At 60.3% G+C, this 17200-nt stretch carries 13 protein-coding genes, 1 tRNA gene and 1 riboswitch; of the genes, 7 read left to right on the forward strand and 7 right to left on the reverse strand.

Annotation, left to right across the window (positions count from 1 at the left end):
• The first annotated feature begins 66 nt into the window (after positions 1-66).
• The 3 genes from M9924_13940 (at position 67) to M9924_13950 (ending at position 3763) form a co-directional block, all read left to right on the forward strand.
• Positions 67-1212: a glycosyltransferase family 4 protein gene (locus M9924_13940; protein MCO5065497.1), complete on the forward strand. Its 1146-nt coding sequence runs from the start codon at positions 67-69 to the stop codon at positions 1210-1212.
• Between the two features lie 163 nt (positions 1213-1375).
• The gene (locus tag M9924_13945) at positions 1376-2518 is read left to right on the forward strand and encodes a hypothetical protein (GenBank protein ID MCO5065498.1); all 1143 of its coding nucleotides are present in this window, start codon (positions 1376-1378) and stop codon (positions 2516-2518) included.
• 51 nt (positions 2519-2569) lie between these two features.
• Positions 2570-3763: a hypothetical protein gene (locus tag M9924_13950; protein ID MCO5065499.1), complete on the forward strand. Its 1194-nt coding sequence runs from the start codon at positions 2570-2572 to the stop codon at positions 3761-3763.
• 25 nt (positions 3764-3788) lie between these two features.
• Here M9924_13950 and M9924_13955 read toward each other — a convergent pair whose 3' ends face one another.
• From M9924_13955 to M9924_13970, 4 genes are all read right to left on the reverse strand, one after another.
• Positions 3789-8063, reverse strand: coding sequence for a glycosyl hydrolase family 18 protein (locus M9924_13955; GenBank protein ID MCO5065500.1), 4275 nt, complete (start codon positions 8061-8063; stop codon positions 3789-3791).
• Between the two features lie 496 nt (positions 8064-8559).
• Positions 8560-9279, reverse strand: a complete 720-nt coding sequence (lipB, locus tag M9924_13960; GenBank protein MCO5065501.1) for a lipoyl(octanoyl) transferase LipB — start codon at positions 9277-9279, stop codon at positions 8560-8562.
• 179 nt (positions 9280-9458) lie between these two features.
• Positions 9459-10940 (reverse strand): hypothetical protein, encoded by a 1482-nt coding sequence (locus tag M9924_13965; protein MCO5065502.1) that lies wholly within the window; start codon positions 10938-10940, stop codon positions 9459-9461.
• Between the two features lie 153 nt (positions 10941-11093).
• A tRNA-Leu gene (locus M9924_13970) sits at positions 11094-11178 on the reverse strand.
• A 245-nt stretch (positions 11179-11423) separates the two neighbouring features.
• On the opposite strand from M9924_13970, the gene M9924_13975 reads away from it, so the two are divergent.
• The 3 genes from M9924_13975 (at position 11424) to M9924_13985 (ending at position 14434) form a co-directional block, all read left to right on the forward strand.
• Positions 11424-12470, forward strand: coding sequence for a polysaccharide deacetylase family protein (locus tag M9924_13975; GenBank protein MCO5065503.1), 1047 nt, complete (start codon positions 11424-11426; stop codon positions 12468-12470).
• A 117-nt stretch (positions 12471-12587) separates the two neighbouring features.
• The gene (mgtE, locus tag M9924_13980) at positions 12588-13967 is read left to right on the forward strand and encodes a magnesium transporter (protein ID MCO5065504.1); all 1380 of its coding nucleotides are present in this window, start codon (positions 12588-12590) and stop codon (positions 13965-13967) included.
• An 80-nt stretch (positions 13968-14047) separates the two neighbouring features.
• Entirely contained in the window at positions 14048-14434 is a 387-nt protein-coding gene (locus M9924_13985) for a MerR family DNA-binding transcriptional regulator (protein ID MCO5065505.1), read from the forward strand.
• Here M9924_13985 and deoD read toward each other — a convergent pair.
• From deoD to M9924_14000, 3 genes are read right to left on the reverse strand one after another with little or no spacing between them, the layout of a single operon-like run.
• On the reverse strand, positions 14431-15138 hold the full coding sequence (gene deoD, locus M9924_13990) for a purine-nucleoside phosphorylase (GenBank protein MCO5065506.1): 708 nt from the start codon (positions 15136-15138) through the stop codon (positions 14431-14433). The genes M9924_13985 and deoD overlap by 4 nt on opposite strands.
• A 52-nt stretch (positions 15139-15190) precedes the next feature.
• On the reverse strand, positions 15191-15661 hold the full coding sequence (locus M9924_13995) for an isoprenylcysteine carboxylmethyltransferase family protein (GenBank protein MCO5065507.1): 471 nt from the start codon (positions 15659-15661) through the stop codon (positions 15191-15193).
• A complete protein-coding gene (locus tag M9924_14000; protein ID MCO5065508.1) occupies positions 15658-16653 on the reverse strand; it encodes a DUF1624 domain-containing protein in 996 nt (331 codons plus the stop codon). Before M9924_14000 ends, M9924_13995 begins: the two co-directional genes overlap by 4 nt.
• Before the next feature lie 125 nt (positions 16654-16778).
• Positions 16779-16978, forward strand: a riboswitch (cobalamin riboswitch).
• A gap of 35 nt (positions 16979-17013) precedes the next feature.
• Between M9924_14000 and M9924_14005 the strand changes: the two genes are divergently transcribed.
• Complete coding sequence (locus M9924_14005) at positions 17014-17190, forward strand: CbtB-domain containing protein (GenBank protein MCO5065509.1); 177 nt, start codon at positions 17014-17016, stop codon at positions 17188-17190.
• Positions 17191-17200: the final 10 nt, after the last annotated feature.

A 17200-nucleotide genomic window follows, 5' to 3' on the forward strand; every position in this document is an offset into this window, starting at 1 on the left:
AAAAACGGGAATGCGTCCCGCCGCCGGGATTCTACACCGAATTGACTTTTCCCCGGACAAGGCTTGATGAAGTTCGTTTTTCTGAACGGTACCAGCTATACGTTCGATCCGCGCACGCCTTTCAACCAGCCGCTTGGCGGTACGGAGTCGGCGGTCGCCTATCTGACCGCCGCACTTGTGCGCGCGGGCGCAGAGGTGACGTTGTTGAACAACAGCCCGGTCGAGCGCGAAGTGGATGGTGTGCGCATCGCGAACAACAATCCTATTGCGCACAAGTTTTTCACGGACTGTGATGTCTTCGTGGTGGTCGCCCGGTCGATCGGCCTCAACGTCCGCAGATTCCTCGGACCCGACACCCCCATCGTTCTATGGTCGCATCTGGACAGCGACCAGCCGAATGTCTTCGGCCTTGCGGAGGCAGCGGAACGCGATTCCTGGACCCGCTATGTCATGATCAGCAAATGGCAGGCCGAACGCTTCGTCAGGCAATATTCATTGCCTGAAGAGCGGATCGACATCATCGGCAACGGCGTGTCTCCGGCCTTTCTGGCCGAACCGCCGGCGCCCGCCTGGTTCGAAACCGGAGATTCGCCGACCCTTGCCTACACCAGCACGCCATACCGGGGACTGGACCTGCTGCTGCAATGCTTCCCGACAATCCGGGAAGCCGTGCCGGATGTCAGGCTGAGAATCCATTCATCGATGAAAATCTATGGGGTTCCCGCTCAAGGAGACGGCTTCGGATACCTGTACAAACTCGCGCAATCGCTTGATGGCGTGGACTATGTGGGACCCGTATCGCAGCAGAAGCTCGCCGAATCCTTGCGCGACGTTGCCGCGCTCGCCTATCCGAGCACATTCAAGGAAACGTCGTGCATCGCCGTCATGGAGGCCATGGCCAGCGGGGCGGAGGTTGTGACCACGCATCTGGGCGCGTTGCCGGAAACATTGAGCGGTTTCGGCAGGGTGCTCCCGTCGGGAAACTACGAGCATAAATTTGGCACAAACCCGGCGCTCGCAAACAGCTTCATCGGCCTGGTGGTCAGAATGCTGCGCGAGGCCCGAAGCAATCCCGCATCTGTCGCCGAGGAGCGTCGGCGGCGCATCGGCTTTGCCCGGCAGAACTACAACTGGGATGCGCGCGCCCAGCAATGGCTGGCGCTGGCAAACCGGCTGAAATCGGGGACAGAGGTCACGCCGAAGCTTCCATGAACCTGTGAATGACTACTATTGATTGTTTCCGCGAAACAATTACAACCATTTCATAAAATATAGCTCACCGCGGTGTTGTCATACTTTCGATATAATTGACATATTTTATTATGCATACTAACAATTAATCTAAGATCCGAGCTGGTCTTGCAGGTAACCGAACATGGATTCAGAATCTAGTGTTGCCACGTTCAACTTTGTTGATACGGACACTTACTTTTCTTTCGCTCTGGCCAACGTGAATGTGGGCCTGAACGCCGCCAAGATGGAGGCGTCCATCAATGCGGCGAATGTCGAATTCATGATTGCTGGAATTTCCTCTGAATTGAACTTCGTTGCGCAGACATTTGCCTACGCGATCGGCAAGGAATATTCGACATCCCACAAGACCGAAAAAACGAGCTGGAGAGGGCTGGACCTGATCAGTTTGGCAGCGGCTGAACACGCCGATCCCGCGCAGCAACAATTGATGCTGGTATCAACTCTTGACGCTCAAGCTGCGAGCGCCACTTTCGAGTCCTTCAAGAACAAAGTCGAAAACGTCAAGGCGCACAGGGTCTCATACGAAGAGGGCACGACCCTCGCGATTTCGAAGGGCACAACGTATGAATTGACGACCGGCGTTTCCCATATCTGGGACTATGGAAAGACCTTTCGATATTCAGACAGCTTCAGCTACGATGCGTTGACGTCCGGCATGAAAATCATGTTCGGCCAACAATATGTCATTGCACAAATGAATGGCACGCGATTGGCGCAGGCTTCAACGGACGACGCTGCCGGACATGCACTCGAGGACGACAGGAGGACCACATATGAAAGGCTCTTCGTGGAATCGGAGGTCAAGTTCGGCATTTCAGAAGATGGCATATTCCTCCAGGCTGGCGACTATCGACTGGCCGTCACCAAGACGGGAATTACGGCCAGCCTGAGCACCGGAGGGAACGGCGGCAATTCGATGGCTGAGAAAGCGAGCATCCAGCTTTCCGAGCATGGCGCATTGATTTCCGTACAGGGCAAAGAAGTCGAGGTGTCCGAACTGGGCGTGGTGGTCGATGGGGAACTCCAGGTTGCGGGAAACGTGTCGGCGAGCGGCAGAATCGCAAGCCCGAACGTGGTCGCGGGGGGAGTGTCTCTCTTGGCGCATGTCCATCCTGCGATCGGATCTCCGCCCACGCCGGGGGCACCAATACCACCCTTGGCAATATCGACAGTTTTCTCGAACGTAACGTCTTCACTAAGAAGTAAACATCTCTTATTACTTAATAAAGTTTTCAGCAAGAAAGTGACATCCAAATCGTTTTGACATATTATATACATAAATATACTTTAATAAGCCGAGTTTTGTTACAAATCTATGTCCGGGCCTCTGAGCACATTTTTCAGCGAGATCGAGTTTCAGGTTTCGACGGGCCTGATCGTTCGAGCAATTGTCGCTGTGCGTTCCAGGGCCTCGATGGCGGAAGCGCTGATCGCGCGATATGCGGAAAAGCACGGACTGGCAATTCTCCAACCCATCGAGGTGCAGGATGTGGTGCATCTCATGCGGGCGTCGCAAGTCACGCCTCTTCATTCGCACCTCATAGGCAAGGTCGGTGCGGATGGGGCGGTCGCCTCGCTGGTATTGGGAAGCGCGAATGCGCGCGAATGCGCGCTGATTGCGTCGAAGTTCGATCCGGCCCTGCCGGTGCTGGTCGTGTTCAACGTTCCCCTCAATCTCGGCCAATATCTTCAGCTGCGCTCGAACCGGATATCCATCGTGCCCATTGCGGGCTTTGTCGACGACACGGAAGCCAATCTGCCCACAACAGTCGGCGTGTTCTTTCCTGCCTGGACACAGGAGGCGCACGAACTGTTCGGGAAGCTGGACAGTCCCGTCCTCCTTCAGGATCCGCCGGAGACGATGACGGAGGCGACTGCCGCGCCTATTTTTTTGTTGATGGCGGAGGATCGGTGGTCATTGTCGCACCCACTGGATTGCCATTGGTGGAGTTCCGCCCCGGTCATCGACGCCGAACCGCCGAGCGAGCAAGGCGTGCGCATGTTTCGCATGCTGCGTTCATCGAGCGAGCAGGGCGAGCTCGGCTATATCGGGCGCGCCCGTTTCGACTATGAACTGGTTCAATACAAGGATGCAGCCATCGAAGAGCCGAAGCGGCCCGCATCACGGTTGCTCTCGCTTGCCTGTGAAACTGCAATCGCGAATGCCTATTTCAATGGCTGTGCATTTGATTTCATGCCGGCCGCGATGAGGCGTCAGGCCGGGCTGCCGGCCCTCGGCTCGCTCGGTGGCGTTCGGGAGTCGTTGGACATCCTCCTGCAGCCTGTCGAGCAAGCGGTTTACAAATATCGCAAGATGAATGACGACAGACTGAACTATCAGATCATTCAGGAATTTGCTGCCGGCTTCGGGCTGGCGGTGGAACGAAATGTGCTACAGCAGGCCGTCGCTCGCTGGCAGGCGCTCAGCGCGTTCACCGGCGAGGGCCTGTCTTTCAAGCCTCCGGCGCGGCAGATCGCGAGCATGTTCTATGTGGAAAACTGCCGATAGGGCAGGGTTGCCGCCCGCTACCCCTTCAGGTCAGCACGACATTGGTGATTTCCTTGTCGAGCCACAGCGTTGCGGTGCCGTTGCTGTAGACATCATACGTCGTGCCGCCTTCTTCCTGTTCCGACCCTGTATCGGCAAATCCTATTGCCTGCACAGTGTCTCCGGCGTCGCCGTCCACCACGAGTGTGTTTGTCGAGGATGACATGCGCAGCAGGTCGTCCGCGGTAAAGGCCAGCCTGTTGTCGCCGCTGCCTGTGATGTCCAGCGCTTCGACGCTGGTGATCACATTGCTCGCGCTGGACAGGTCGATATCGATGTCACTGCCAGAAAGGATAATCTTATCAAACCCTTCGCCGCCGTCGATCAGCACATCGTGCATCTCGCCGACGTTGAACGTATCGTCACCCTCGAAACCCAGCAGGATCTTGATCTTGTCGACAGCGCTCAGACTGTCGGCATCGGCGATGACATCGGCACCCGAAGTGCCGAGCGCGGCAGCTTCAGTCGTGATGGAAGTCGGATCGTCGGAGCCGAAAACAACAGTGCCGCTCCCTACGGCATCATCTGACATCACCACGATCAGGTCGTCATAACCGTCGCGGTTAAGGTCGTTCGCGGCGACAACGGACGGAGCCGCTTGACCATCCGCGCTGTCGTAGGGAATAAGGAAGCCCTGCGTTGCGGCCAGGCTGGACAGGTCGACCGCGCTGCCTCCGGTTGCGGAACCATAAATGACATAGGTTTGGTCGGAGCTGTATTCGCCGCCAGGCGCTCTCACGATGAAATCAGCTGTTCCGTCGCCGTTGACGTCTCCCGCCGCCGTGACCGCTAGGTCCGATTCCTCGCCGCCCGCGTCGTCCTGAATGATGAAGCCCTGTGCGTCGCCCAATACGACGGGGCTCTCTTGCTCGTTTCCGGTGTCGAGATCAACTGATGCAAGCATGAATGAGGAGAGCGGGGCAACCGTCGAATCCACGCTGATTTCGAACGCTGTAGATATCGGGCCATGCTGGCCGTTCTGGTCGACGACGCGGACCGTGTAGCTGTAGGCGTGGCCATCTTCGAGCCCGCTGTCGGCATAGGTCCAGTTGGTGCCCGAGACGCTTGCCGTGCCGATCACGGCGCCGTTGCGCAGCACCTGCAAGGTCTGGCCCGCGAGCAGCGTTGTCGACAAGGTGCCCGCGAGCGTTGGTGCATCATCGTCGGTCGTGCTGCCGATATATCCGTCGATCACGCCGTCGCCGCCGATGATGACGTCAGGTTCGATCGAAGACTCCGCTATGATGTCGGCTACGCTCTTGCCCGTGAGGAAGCTTTCATAGGCCGCCTTTATCAGGCTGTCGGCAACCAGCGTATCGCCGGTTATGTCCCAGAACATCATGCCGCCCAGCCCCAGCGACTGTGCCCACTCCGCTTTCATTGCGACCGATGCCGGCGTTTCCAGCGTCGAGTAAATGCCGTCATCAGCATTGTACGCATAGGCGGCCTGGGCGTTGTCATCCCAATAGATCGTCCAGCCGCTGTCGGGGTCCTGCACCAGCGCGTAGAGTTCCTTGTAGTCGAATACGCCGTCTTCCCATCTGGTGTCGGCAAGGCCGGTGCTGGTGTCGTTCCAGCCGCCGTCGCCGCCGTTCGGCACGCCGGTCCACCCATAGTCATAGGTCGGTGCGCCGAGAATGATCTTGGAAGCGTCGACGCCCGCCGCGAGATACATCTGTATCGCGGTCGTCACGTCATTGCTGCCGCCGATCGTGTCATACATCGGCGCCTGATGCCCGGTCGTGGAACTCCATCTGCCGTTGAAATCATAAGCCATCACGTGGAAGTAATCGACGTAAGGCGAAAGGCCTTCGAGGTTCATGTCCGCGATGCGCTCGGAGGCCACCGGGGCGGCAATCGAAATGTCGTATTCGCGGCCGGTCTCGATCTCCAGGGCGTCGAGTGCGCCACGCAGATCTGAAAGCAGCAGCGCATAGTTCTGGCCGTCCGTGTCGCGGACCGCATTCGTGTCGAGTCCGCCGCCACCTGGAAATTCCCAATCGAAATCGACGCCGTCGAACATCGGATAGGTGCGCAGGAAATCCACGACCGAGCCGACAAAGGTTGCGCGCGTCTCGGCGCTTGCCGCCATGTCGGAGAAGTTTCCCGAGTTCGACCAGCCGCCGACCGCCATGGTTATGGAGAGCTCGGGGTTGGCGTCCTTCAACTTGGCGAGCTGGTTGAAATTGCCGGCAAGCCCTTGTCCCCAGACATCGGCGACGCCATCGATGCTCTCCTCCGCTGTGAAGGATTTCTCCAGCGCGGCATAGGGGTCGATAATCGCCATTTTGCCGTCCTCGTCGATCTTCGCGAACGCGTAAATCAACTGAGTCAGGCTTTCCACGGGCACATCATTGACCATGTAGTCGCGCCCGTAGATGCCCCATTCGGGGAAATAGGCCGCGACAACCGGATCTGGTGCGGCCTCGCCGGCAATCGAGGCACTGACGAGATTTCCTGTCTCCGCTCCCGCATCGTCGTGGACATAGGAGATGCGCGCAGTGGTGGTCAGCGTCGTCGCATCGACGCCGATGTTTATGTCGAAGGGCGACGATGAGGCTCCTTCATTGCCCACCGCATCAACGACGCGGACCGTGTATTGGTAGCTGTTGCCGCTTTCAAGGCCGCTGTCGGCGTAGGACCAGTTCGTACTGCCAACGCTTGCCGTGCCGATCACCTCACCGTCGCGCAGCACCTGCATCGTGTCGCCCAAGCCGAGCGCATCCGACAGGGTGCCCGAGAGAAGCGGGGTGGTGTCGTCGGTCGTCGCGCCATTGGCAAGCGTACCCGTTTCCGATCCCTGATCGTCCGTAGCTGCAACGATAGCTGCGGTCAGCGTTGGCGCGTCGATGTCCACCTCGATGGAAAAGCCGGTTGAGGTGGTTCCCGCATTGCCCACCGCATCGACGACGCGAACCGTATATTGGTAACTGTCGCCGCTTTCGAGGCCGCTGTCGGCATAGGACCAGTCCGTGGCGCCGACGTTTGCGGTGCCGATCACCGCGCCGTCCCGCAACACCTGTACGGTTTCGCCCACGCCGAGTGCCTCCGACAAGGTGCCCGAGAGCAGGGGACTGGTGTCGTCCGTCGCGCCTGAGTCGGAGACGGGGCCTGTCTGCGATCCCTGATCGTCCGTGACCGCGCTGATGGACGCGGTTCGCGTCGGCGCGGTGGTGTCCACACTTATGGAAAAGCCGTCCGAGACTGTTCCGGTATTGCCCGCCGCGTCGACAAGGCGCGCGCTGTATTCATAGGTGTTGCCGTCCTGGAGTCCGCTGTCGGCAAACGTCCATGCGATGCCGTCGACGCGCGCCGTGCCGATCACGTCGCCGTCGCGCAAAACCTGAACCGTCTCGCCCGCGCCAAGCTCCGCCGAGAGTGTGCCGAGCAGAAGTGGCGTGGTGTCGTCGGTCGCATCGCCGTCCGACAGCGCGCCTGTCAGCAACCCACGGTCGTCCGTGGCTTTGGTGATGGACGCCGTCTGCGTCGGCGCGCTCGTATCGATGCCGATCTCGAAGGTTGACGATTGCGCCCCGACATTGCCTGTCGAATCGACGATCCGTGCGCTGTATTCGTAGGTGTTGCCGTCTTGCAGCCCGCTGTCTTCGTAGATCCAGCCGGTAATGCTGACGCTTGCTGTTCCGATCACCTCGCCGTCGCGCAACACCTGCACGGACTCGCCTTCGGCGAGCGCCTGCCCGAGGCTGCCCGAGAGAAGCGGCGTTGTGTCGTCGGTGACGGCATGATTCGGGAGCAGGCTTTGCCGGGCCCCTTCATTGTCCAATGCCGATTCGATCGTCAGCGACTCCGTCGGTGCCGGCGCGTCCTGCTCGACGGGGTCGGCAGGGTCGTTCGGGAAGGCCATCCCGTTCACGACACCGGCCGCTGCCGCCGATGTGCTCAGAATGCCAAGCAGTGAGGTGGCGGAGATGCTGCCGCCGATGCCCTCGACGGCGATCAGGCCGGGGTCGAGCACGCCCTGCGTGGTCGCAGCGAAGGCGTTCGACAAATCCACCAGCGTGTTGTTGCCGCCTTGCGCAAAGACCAGGTTGTTTTGCGAAACGCCGTTTTCGGCAAATCCCTGTATGGTGATGCTGTCGCCCGACTTCATATTGATAATCAGGTCGTTGCCCTGGCGGGTAAAATTGGCGACGTTTTCCGGGCCGCCCTGCACGACGAAATTGGTCGGCCCCTTCGGCGCAACCACGCTTCCCGAGGCGTCGATCGACGTGTGTCCGTCAAGAACTGATGGTGAAATCAAAGTCGAACTCCGGAGAACCGATCCGGCATGCGGCGCGTGCTACATTGATGAAGCGCGGCGCGGCCCGGAAGCCATCTCATGGATTGGCGCAAGTCAAAGAAAAATCAGTTCTGGCGGACGTGTTGGTCCGAGTGGCCAAACCAACGTCCGGCGCAAGCCTCAAATAATTCAAACAAAGTCGTCGCCCCTCAATTTCGAAATCAATACCAGCCCTATATTTGAATGTATCTAATTTAGTGTCTTGTCAACCAATCTCGTGAGCCGGCCGCATGCGGGCAGGGGTTCCTCAATCGCGCCGTCGCCCTTGATCGTGGTTTGGAAAATCAATCTCAGACGGCGTATTGACTCTGAACAAAAAAAGAACATAATATGAACAATACACAAACAGGAGGACGCAATGAACGAGCTTCTTCAAGATGTTGTATCGATGGTCAGCATGAGCGCGTTTCTCATTTCCACGGCGTTGTGGATTGGCGCGCTGTAGGCGCGCTGGAAATCACTGGGCGGCGAGCAGGTCGCTTGCCGCGCTGGTCGCGCCGAAAATCTCCTCAAAGGCCGATCGGAGCGCGACATCGAAATCGGGCATTGTGACCGGCAGGCCGAGGTCAACGAGGCTGGTCACGCCATGGCCCTTGATGCCGCAGGGAACGATGCCTGAGAAATGCGAGAGTTCGGGTTCTATATTGATGGCGATGCCATGAAAGCTGACCCAGCGCCGAAGCCTGATGCCGATCGCCGCAATCTTGTCTTCGGCGGGCGCTCCGTCGGGCAGGGGCGGTCGGTCGGGGCGCACGACCCAGACGCCGACGCGGTCGTCGCGCCGCTCGCCCTTGACGTTGAACTGCGCCAGCGAGCGGATGGTCCATTCTTCGAGCGCGGCGACAAAGGCCCTTACATCCGGCTTGCGGCGCTTGAGGTCGAGCATCACATAGGCGACGCGTTGGCCGGGACCGTGATAGGTATATTCACCGCCGCGCCCCGCATCGAAAACCGGAAACCTGTCCGGTTCGATCAGGTCTTCCGGATGCGCGCTGGTTCCCGCCGTATAAAGCGGTGGGTGCTCCACTAGCCAGATCAGTTCGCTTTCCGTGCCGCGGTGGATCGCCTCGGCCCGCGCTTCCATCGTCGCCAGCGCGTCGGCATATTCGGTGAGGCCGGGTTCTATCCGCCATTCGACGGGCGCCATCGCCTCGCTCGGATGGAAAGACGTCGCCATGTCCTGGCGGCTGGAGCTTTTTTTGGTCGGGTCGAACAATTCTGCCGTGCCTGTTTCAGCCGGTCACTCCGTGCGCGCACCCGGTTCGACGGGTGGTTTCCGGCCATGACAGAGCAGGATATGGGCCTAAAACCCCCCGGCGTCGAGTCCATTGATGCCGGGCGACTGTCCCGCCACCGTCATTTCAGAAGCTCTTCGAATGTCTTTTCCTGGTTGAGCAGCTTGCCGCGATTTATGCCGTCCAGCACTTTTTGCGGGGATTCGAACTCAAGACCGGGGCCTTGATCGAATTGAGAAGTGCGCTCAAGCCATTCCCTGGCGATTTTTTCGAGGTCCCCGGTCAGGCGGGGATCATCGAATGCAGGAAACTTCGCGAGATAGAGCAGGGCGACAATGTGCTGCATATGATAGTAGTTCTTGCCGTTTTCCTTGCTGAAATTGGTCGGGTATCCGCAGATCAGCTCGCCATTGTCCAAGGCAAGCTGCGCCACTTGAAGACCGCCTTTCGCCGAGGACTGGATCGTGTGATACGGCCCGTCCGGCTCCGGCGTCGCCCGCCGGGGATTGTAGCCTCCCTCGCGAACCTTTACCGAGAACGCGCGGTCAGACACGATAAAGGTGTCGTAGAGCGAGGAGCAGTTGACCGAAGCAAGCGTCGTGCTGCTGCCCGCGTTCGATTTCAGGATGCGGTCGTCGAAGCCTCCATAGGTGCGCGACGTGTCTTCCACGGGCGGGATGGCATAGTCGGGGAGCGCGGCGTCCCTGGCCTTGTACACCACGCGGAATGCGGGCGCGCCGTCAGTTCCGGTCAGTTCGATCCGCACGGGCGAGGTGTCGGAATAGCGGCTGATGTTGCGCTTGTCGTCATACCACGCGCCGTGATTGCGAACGAAGAATTCAAGGTTGCGACGAATGAGTTCGGACGACGCCGTGTCATGCGTGGTCACGGCATAGTCCGACAGTTTCAGCAGCGCGTGCAGCCAGCCGTTGAGAATCACTTCGGGATTGGAATGAAAGAGGGGAAATTCCAGCAGGGCCTCGCCGTTCAGGTTTGTGCCCCCATACCGGTGATCGAGAAGCATTGCGGTCTTCACGCGCTCGGCGAGGTCGGACAGCCGGGGATCGAATTGGGCCGCTTTCGCATAGCCGGCGAGCGCTTCGGACTGCGAAATCGCGCTGAACATCACTTCGGGTCCGATCATTCGGGCAAGCGGAAAGTTGTCCGGATAGAAGAACGCGAGGCCGCCATTCGGCACTTCGACGCCTATCCGCTGCGAAAGTGCGGGCAGCCTTTCGCGAAAAGCCGGGTCGTCGGCATTGTTGAACACGAAGCGTCCCCACACCATCGGGTGAAAGACATATTTGTTGCGGTCCTTCAATTGCCAGTACGAGGCATAAGGGAGTCCGTCGACGACGATCGTTTTCTGGTTGTTTCCATAGAGCGAAAAATCGAAACCCGGATCGCCGGAATCATAGACGATCGACGCGGTTTCCATCTGGCCGGTGGAAGGCTGGAACGGTTTGGGGGTCACGCAGTTCGCGGACCCGGTGACGGCTCGGCACGCCGCTTCAAGGGAAACGGTGGACGCAACCGCCGGTGTACAGAAGCCGGCAGCCAGCAAGATCGTCGCGGCCATCCCTCCAATCAACCATTCCTGCATTCATTTCCTCCGCCGTGGCCGGTCGCCATGCAGGGCGTTCGACATGTCGAGCGCCTTGCGTATGAAGGCCGCGAACGTGCAACCTGCCCCCTTTTCAGGCAGGTGAGGCAAAAGGCAAGTCGATATGTTGTGAACAATTCAGGATTGTTCGGATGGTGCGGTCGAGAAGACTCGAACTTCCACGGGTTGCCCCACAGCGACCTCAACGCTGCGCGTCTACCAATTCCGCCACGACCGCACGTCACGAAAGGGCCGGTCGAACCGGCCCGCGGCATGTAGCAAATCGCCCACGTCGAAACAAGGCATCCCGACGACAAAAAATCAGCGTGCAAAAACCTCGTGTAAATATGCTCCGGCTCATCAAAAATGCGTGTTGCGCGGCGGGATTCAGAGAGTGTTCAGCCCCTCGATGCATAGGTGGCGGCCAAATTGGCGGATATTCGCCCCGGGTGGAGCAGATTTCCTGACATCGGTGTGCCTGCAGTGAGTAGACTTCAGACCTTTTCGGCGCGCGCGCGCCACGCCGCCATCCGCATCGGGCTGGAGGCGATAAACCTGATTCCGCCGGCTCTTCAACGCGGACCGTGGACGGGCAGGGGCATCGTGTTCACTTTGCACCATGTGCGCCCCGCGCAGACACATCCGTTCCAGCCCAACGCTATACTTTCGATCACGCCGCAGTTTCTCGATTCCGCGATAGGTGTCGCGCTCGAATGCGGGCTGACACCCGTTCGCCTCGAAGATGTTCCCGCGCTGCTCGCGGACGACGGCGCGCCGCGCTTTTTCGCGGTCACGCTGGACGACGGCTACAGGAACAATGCGCAATATGCCGCGCCTGTGTTCGCGCGGTATGGGGTGCCCTATACGATTTTCGCCACCGCTGGCTTCTGGGATCGCTCGCGCACGCCGTGGTGGGAAGTGGCCGAGCGCATGTTGCAGCGAAGCGAAACCCTTACCTTCGATTTCGGCGACGGCGAAAGGGTGCATCCGGCGGGTTCTGTCGCGCAAAAGCAGGCGCTTTTCTCCCGGCTGGCAGCGTTCGTGAACACAAATGAAGAAGATGCCGCGATTGGCCGCATCGATGCCGCTGCGCTTCGGTGTGGCGTTGTGCCGGTCGACCTCCTCGCGGAACTCGTCATGGACGCGGGCGAGCTTCGCGATCTGGCCGCACGCGACCCGCTGGCATCGATCGGGGCGCACAGCCTGACGCATTCCAACTTCGCGCGACTCGATGCCGAACGGCTGAGGACAGAGATAGAAGGGTCCGTGGCAGCGGTGGAAGCGCTCACAGGGGTGAGGCCAAAGGCTTTCGCCTATCCCTATGGCTGGTCGACCGCCGCCGGAGAGCGCGAAGCCCGGGCGGTCGCCGATGCCGGGCTGGCTGTCGGTGTGACGACCCGCCCGGGCGTCCTGAAAGGCGGTGCGGCAACGAATATGCACCTGCTGCCGCGCATATCCCTCAACGGATTCTACCAGCAGCCGCGCTTCGTGCGCGCGCTGATAACGGGTTTGCCATTCCTGTTCCGGTAGCTTCATTTCGTTTGAAATTCTGACGCGTTTGGCTAAACCAGACGCGCACCCAGTTTCACAGCCATTGTTCGGGAGGCGCCCTTGGAACACGACGAGGAGAAAGCGCCCGCACCCGAAGTGGGCGCGCTGCCGGTCACAGCCGACATCTATGACGAAGACGGCGTGGTCCGCGCGTCCTATCTTGCGCAGATCGGCGCGGCCATTGCCGACCGCGACGTCATCTCGCTCAAGGCCGATGTCGGAAAGCTGCACCAGTCCGAGCTTGGCGACCTTCTCGAGGCGCTGTTGCCCGAACAGCGGCGCGCCCTTGTCGACCTGCTCGGCAAGGATTTCGATTTCTCCGCGCTCACCGAGGTCGACGACGCCATCCGCGCCGAGATCGTCGATCACCTGCCCAACGACCAGATCGCGAATGCCGTCCAGGACCTCGATTCGGATGACGCGGTCTACATTCTGGAGGACATGGACGAGGAGGACCGGCAGGAAATCCTCTCCAAGCTTCCGTTCACGGAGCGTATCCGCCTCAAGCGCGCCCTCGATTATCCCGAGGAGACCGCCGGTCGGCGCATGCAGACCGAGTTCGTCGCCGTTCCGCCTTTCTGGACGGTGGGCCAGACGATCGACTACATGCGTGAGGAAACAGATCTTCCAGACCGCTTCACCCAGATTTTCGTCATCGATCCGACCTTCAAGCTGCTCGGCGCGGTCGATCTGGACCAGATCCTGCGCACCAAGCGCGCGACCAAGATCGAAGACATCATGCACGAGACGCGCTACGCGATCCCGGCCACGATGGACCAGGAAGAGGCGGCGCGCGAGTTCGAGCAATATGACCTGTTGTCTGCCGCCGTCGTCGACGAAAACGACCGCCTCGTCGGCGTGCTCACCATCGACGACGTGGTCGATGTCATCCAGCAGGAGGCCGAGGAGGACCTCATGCGCATGGGCGGCGTCGGTGACGAAGAACTTTCCGACACCGTTTTCGCGGCGTCGCGGTCGCGAGTTCCCTGGTTGGCGGTGAACCTGCTTACGGCCTTTCTCGCCGCCTCGGTCATTGGGTTGTTCGATGAAACGATCCAGAAGATCGTGGCGCTTGCCGTGCTGATGCCGATCGTGGCGGGCATGGGCGGCAATGCCGGTTCGCAGACCATGACCGTCACGGTACGCGCGCTCGCGACGCGGGAAATCGACATTTACAATGCGGGCCGCATCATCCGCCGTGAAATTGGCGTCGGCTTCATCAACGGGCTGGTGTTCGCGGTTCTCGTCGGGCTGGTGGCTACATTCTGGTTCGGCAACCAGAACATCGGCGGCATCATTGCTGCGGCAATGGTCATCAACATGTTTGCCGCCGCGCTTGCGGGCATCATGATCCCGCTTCTGCTGGCCAAGCTCGGTGCGGACCCTGCCGTTTCCTCCTCGGTCTTCGTGACGGCGGTCACCGACAGCGTCGGCTTCTTTGCCTTTCTCGGGCTGGCGACATGGTGGTTCGGCTGAACCCCAAAAAGACGGCGCAATTGACTTTTACGTAAATGCCGTGGCACCCTTAGCCGACGCAACTGAATCGGGACGCCCCAATGCGGGAGTATTATTCGATCACCGAACTCACCCGAGAGTTCGACATTTCGACACGAACGCTGCGCTTTTATGAGGACGAGGGCCTCATACAGCCGGTTCGGCGTGGCCGCACGCGGCTGTTCCGGCCTTCCGACCGGCATCTCGTGCGGCAGATCCTGCGGGGGAAGCGGCTCGGCTTTTCGATCAACGAGATACGCGAGATCATTCAGATGTATAAGGAGCCGCCCGGCGAGGTCGGACAGCTCAAGCTGATGATCCAGCGCATGCACGAGAAGCGTGAACACCTGCGCCAGAAGCGGCGCGACCTTGAAGAAACCCTTGCCGAACTCGATCAGGCGGAAGAAGCCTGCGTCGAAAGGCTGGCCGAACTTGGCGTGAACACCTAGTCCGTCGCCACGTCCAGCGCCAGCTTCACCATGTCCTTCAGCGAGTTTTGTCGGTCGTCGGCGCTCATTTCGTCGTGCGTAACAAGGCAGTCCGTCATGGTGCAGATCGCGAGCGCGCGTGCGCCGAACCTTGCGGCCAGCAGGTAAAGGGCCGCCGCCTCCATTTCGACCCCGAGCACGCCATGCGCGGCAAGCTTCTCATAGGCGGTGAAGCCGTCCTGCTGGTAGAAGATATCGCTGGACAGGATGTTGCAGGTGTGGCTGCGCAGGCCCGCTTTTTCGGCAAGCCGGACCGCCGCCGACAAAAGCCCGAAATCGGCGATGGGCGCATAGGCGTAACCCGGAAACGCATCGCGCACGATGGCGGAATCCGTGGTGGCGGCCTGTGCGATGACGAGGTCGCGGACCTTGACCCGGGTGCTCAGGCCGCCGCAGGTGCCGACGCGGATCAGCTTGCCGACGCCATAGACATTGATGAGCTCGTGCACGTAGATCGAGAGCGACGGCTGGCCCATTCCCGTTGCCTGCACGGAGATCGGCTTGCCGCCATAGGTGCCGGTAAAGCCGAGGCAATTGCGCACGCCGTTGACCTGGACCGGGTTCTCGAAGAATGTCTCGGCGATCCATTTCGCGCGCAGCGGATCGCCGGGCAGAAGCACCGCTTCAGCATAGTCTCCGGGCGCGGCTGCGTTGTGCGGGGTCATGGCCTACCTCATTTTTTGAATCAGGAAACAATTCCAATATATTGAAATATATCTATATCCAGCGTCGCACACGCTTGGTGTAGTCGACATATTTCTTGCCGAAGCGCTGGTTGAGGTGCTTTTCCTCACGCTCGATCGCCAGCTTCTGCGTGGCGAAGGCCGCCACGATCCCGAACAGGATGAACCAGAGGCTTTGGCTCAATAGCCCTATGCCGATCATCAATGTCGTGTTTCCGAGATAGATCGGATTGCGGCTCAACCCGAAGGCGCCGGTGGTCAGCAGATGTTGTGCGGAGCTGGTGGGCATGATCGGGGTTTTTGCCTTGCGCATGGCGCTCATCGCGGAGAAGTCGAGCGCGAGCGCGCCGGCGATGCAGATGCCGCCGATGGCGAACAGGAAATCGGCAAGCGGCGAGCCGATCCATGGCAAGGGGTAGAGCCAGTCCGCCACGACCGCAGCCGCGACGGCGGCAATGTAGATCAGCGGCGGCCATGGGATTCGGTTTGGCGGTTCCAAGGTCATTGCGTGTTCCCTCCCGACAGCGCGTCCTGTGTCCTGATCGTGCATCCGGCGGCGAGATCCTGCACCGTTTCACGCTGTTCGTCCGATTGGCCGGAGCCGAACATGCCGTCCAGCAAGCCGGCTGTCTGCAACTCGTCCAGCATACAGACGCAATAGGCCGAACAGAAGTCGGCTTCCCGCGTCTGTTCGCAGGTGCGCTGGCAGGCCGGAACGAATTGCATCTCGCTGGAGACGGGCGCGGGCGGCGCAAGCTGCGTAGCGACCCAGACCAGCCCGATCAGCACCGGCTGGTGAATGAGGTAGAAGGCAAGGCTGTGGCGACCGATGAAACCGAGGGGCCGCGCCCATGCCGGTTCTGCAACCCGGCGCAGCTTATCGAAAGACCCGGCGCGCTGCGAAAGCTTCGCCGCCGCAATGCCGATGAGCACTGCGCCGAACCATGGAAAAAGCGGCACGTAGTCATTGGAACGCGGCGCGGCTGGCGCAAGCCCGACCCACCAGAGCGTCGGGTGGGCGAAAATGTCCGAGCGCGCGAAGTGGGGCGCGGCAATCACCAGCGCCGCCACAACAAGCGTCAGCAAGGCGGGCAGGCGCAGGAAGGCGAGGCCCAGAATGCTCGCCAGCGCGATCTGGTGGAGGATGCCGAAAAAGATGAACGCCTGCGGCGTCGCCAGATAGGTCGCCGCGCTGATGAGCGCCGCCGCGCCTGCGACCATGGCAAGTCGTTTGAGGAACGGTCGCCAGCGTATCCCTTCGGCATGGGCGAGGAACAGGCTGACGCCGACGAGGAAGAGGAACGACGAGGCGATGCAGCGCGCGAAAAGCTTCCAGCCGCCCGCTGCGGTCATTCCGGGCGCGGCATAGCCAAAAAATTCGAGGTCCCACGCGAAATGATAAATCGCCATCGCAATGAGGGCCGCGCCGCGCGCCATGTCGATCGGGGCGATCCGGCCTTTCGCGTGGGCGGGCGCTGATGCTTCAGTCATCGTCATGGTGCGAATCTCGTAACTTCGACTGGGAACCGTTCAGCGTTACCATGCGGGGTGCCGCCCGGTGAAGCGTCGCGGCGGCGACATGAGGGGGCGGAAATTGGTTTGCCGCAACCGGGGTTTGTGCCTATAGTCCGTTCGTCGTCGGTTCCCTTGTGGAGCCAACAGGGAATGCGGTTATGGCCTCGGGGCCGGATGCCGCGGCTGCCCCCGCAACTGTGTGCGGTGAGTTCGATCCGACTTGGCCACTGAAGCCCCGGCTTCGGGAAGGCAGGATCAGAGCGACGAACCGCGAGCCAGGAGACCTGCCGGCGACGAATTGCAGCTTCCGGTCCTCGGGTGGAGGACATTAAGGAGAGGAATATGAACGCTAATACTTCGTCACTCGGCGGCGTTTCGTCGTCGTCGCGCGTGCTGCAACTGGCGCTTGCCGGGTTGCTCGGGCTTTTCATCGTGGGTTTCTCGGGCTTCGCCCCGATGGAAGTGGTGCACAACGCCGCCCATGATTATCGCCATTCCATGGCTTTTCCCTGCCACTAAGAAGGGAACA

This window comes from Rhizobiaceae bacterium (assembly GCA_023953835.1).
In the GTDB taxonomy this organism is placed as follows: Bacteria; Pseudomonadota; Alphaproteobacteria; order Rhizobiales; family Rhizobiaceae; genus Mesorhizobium_G.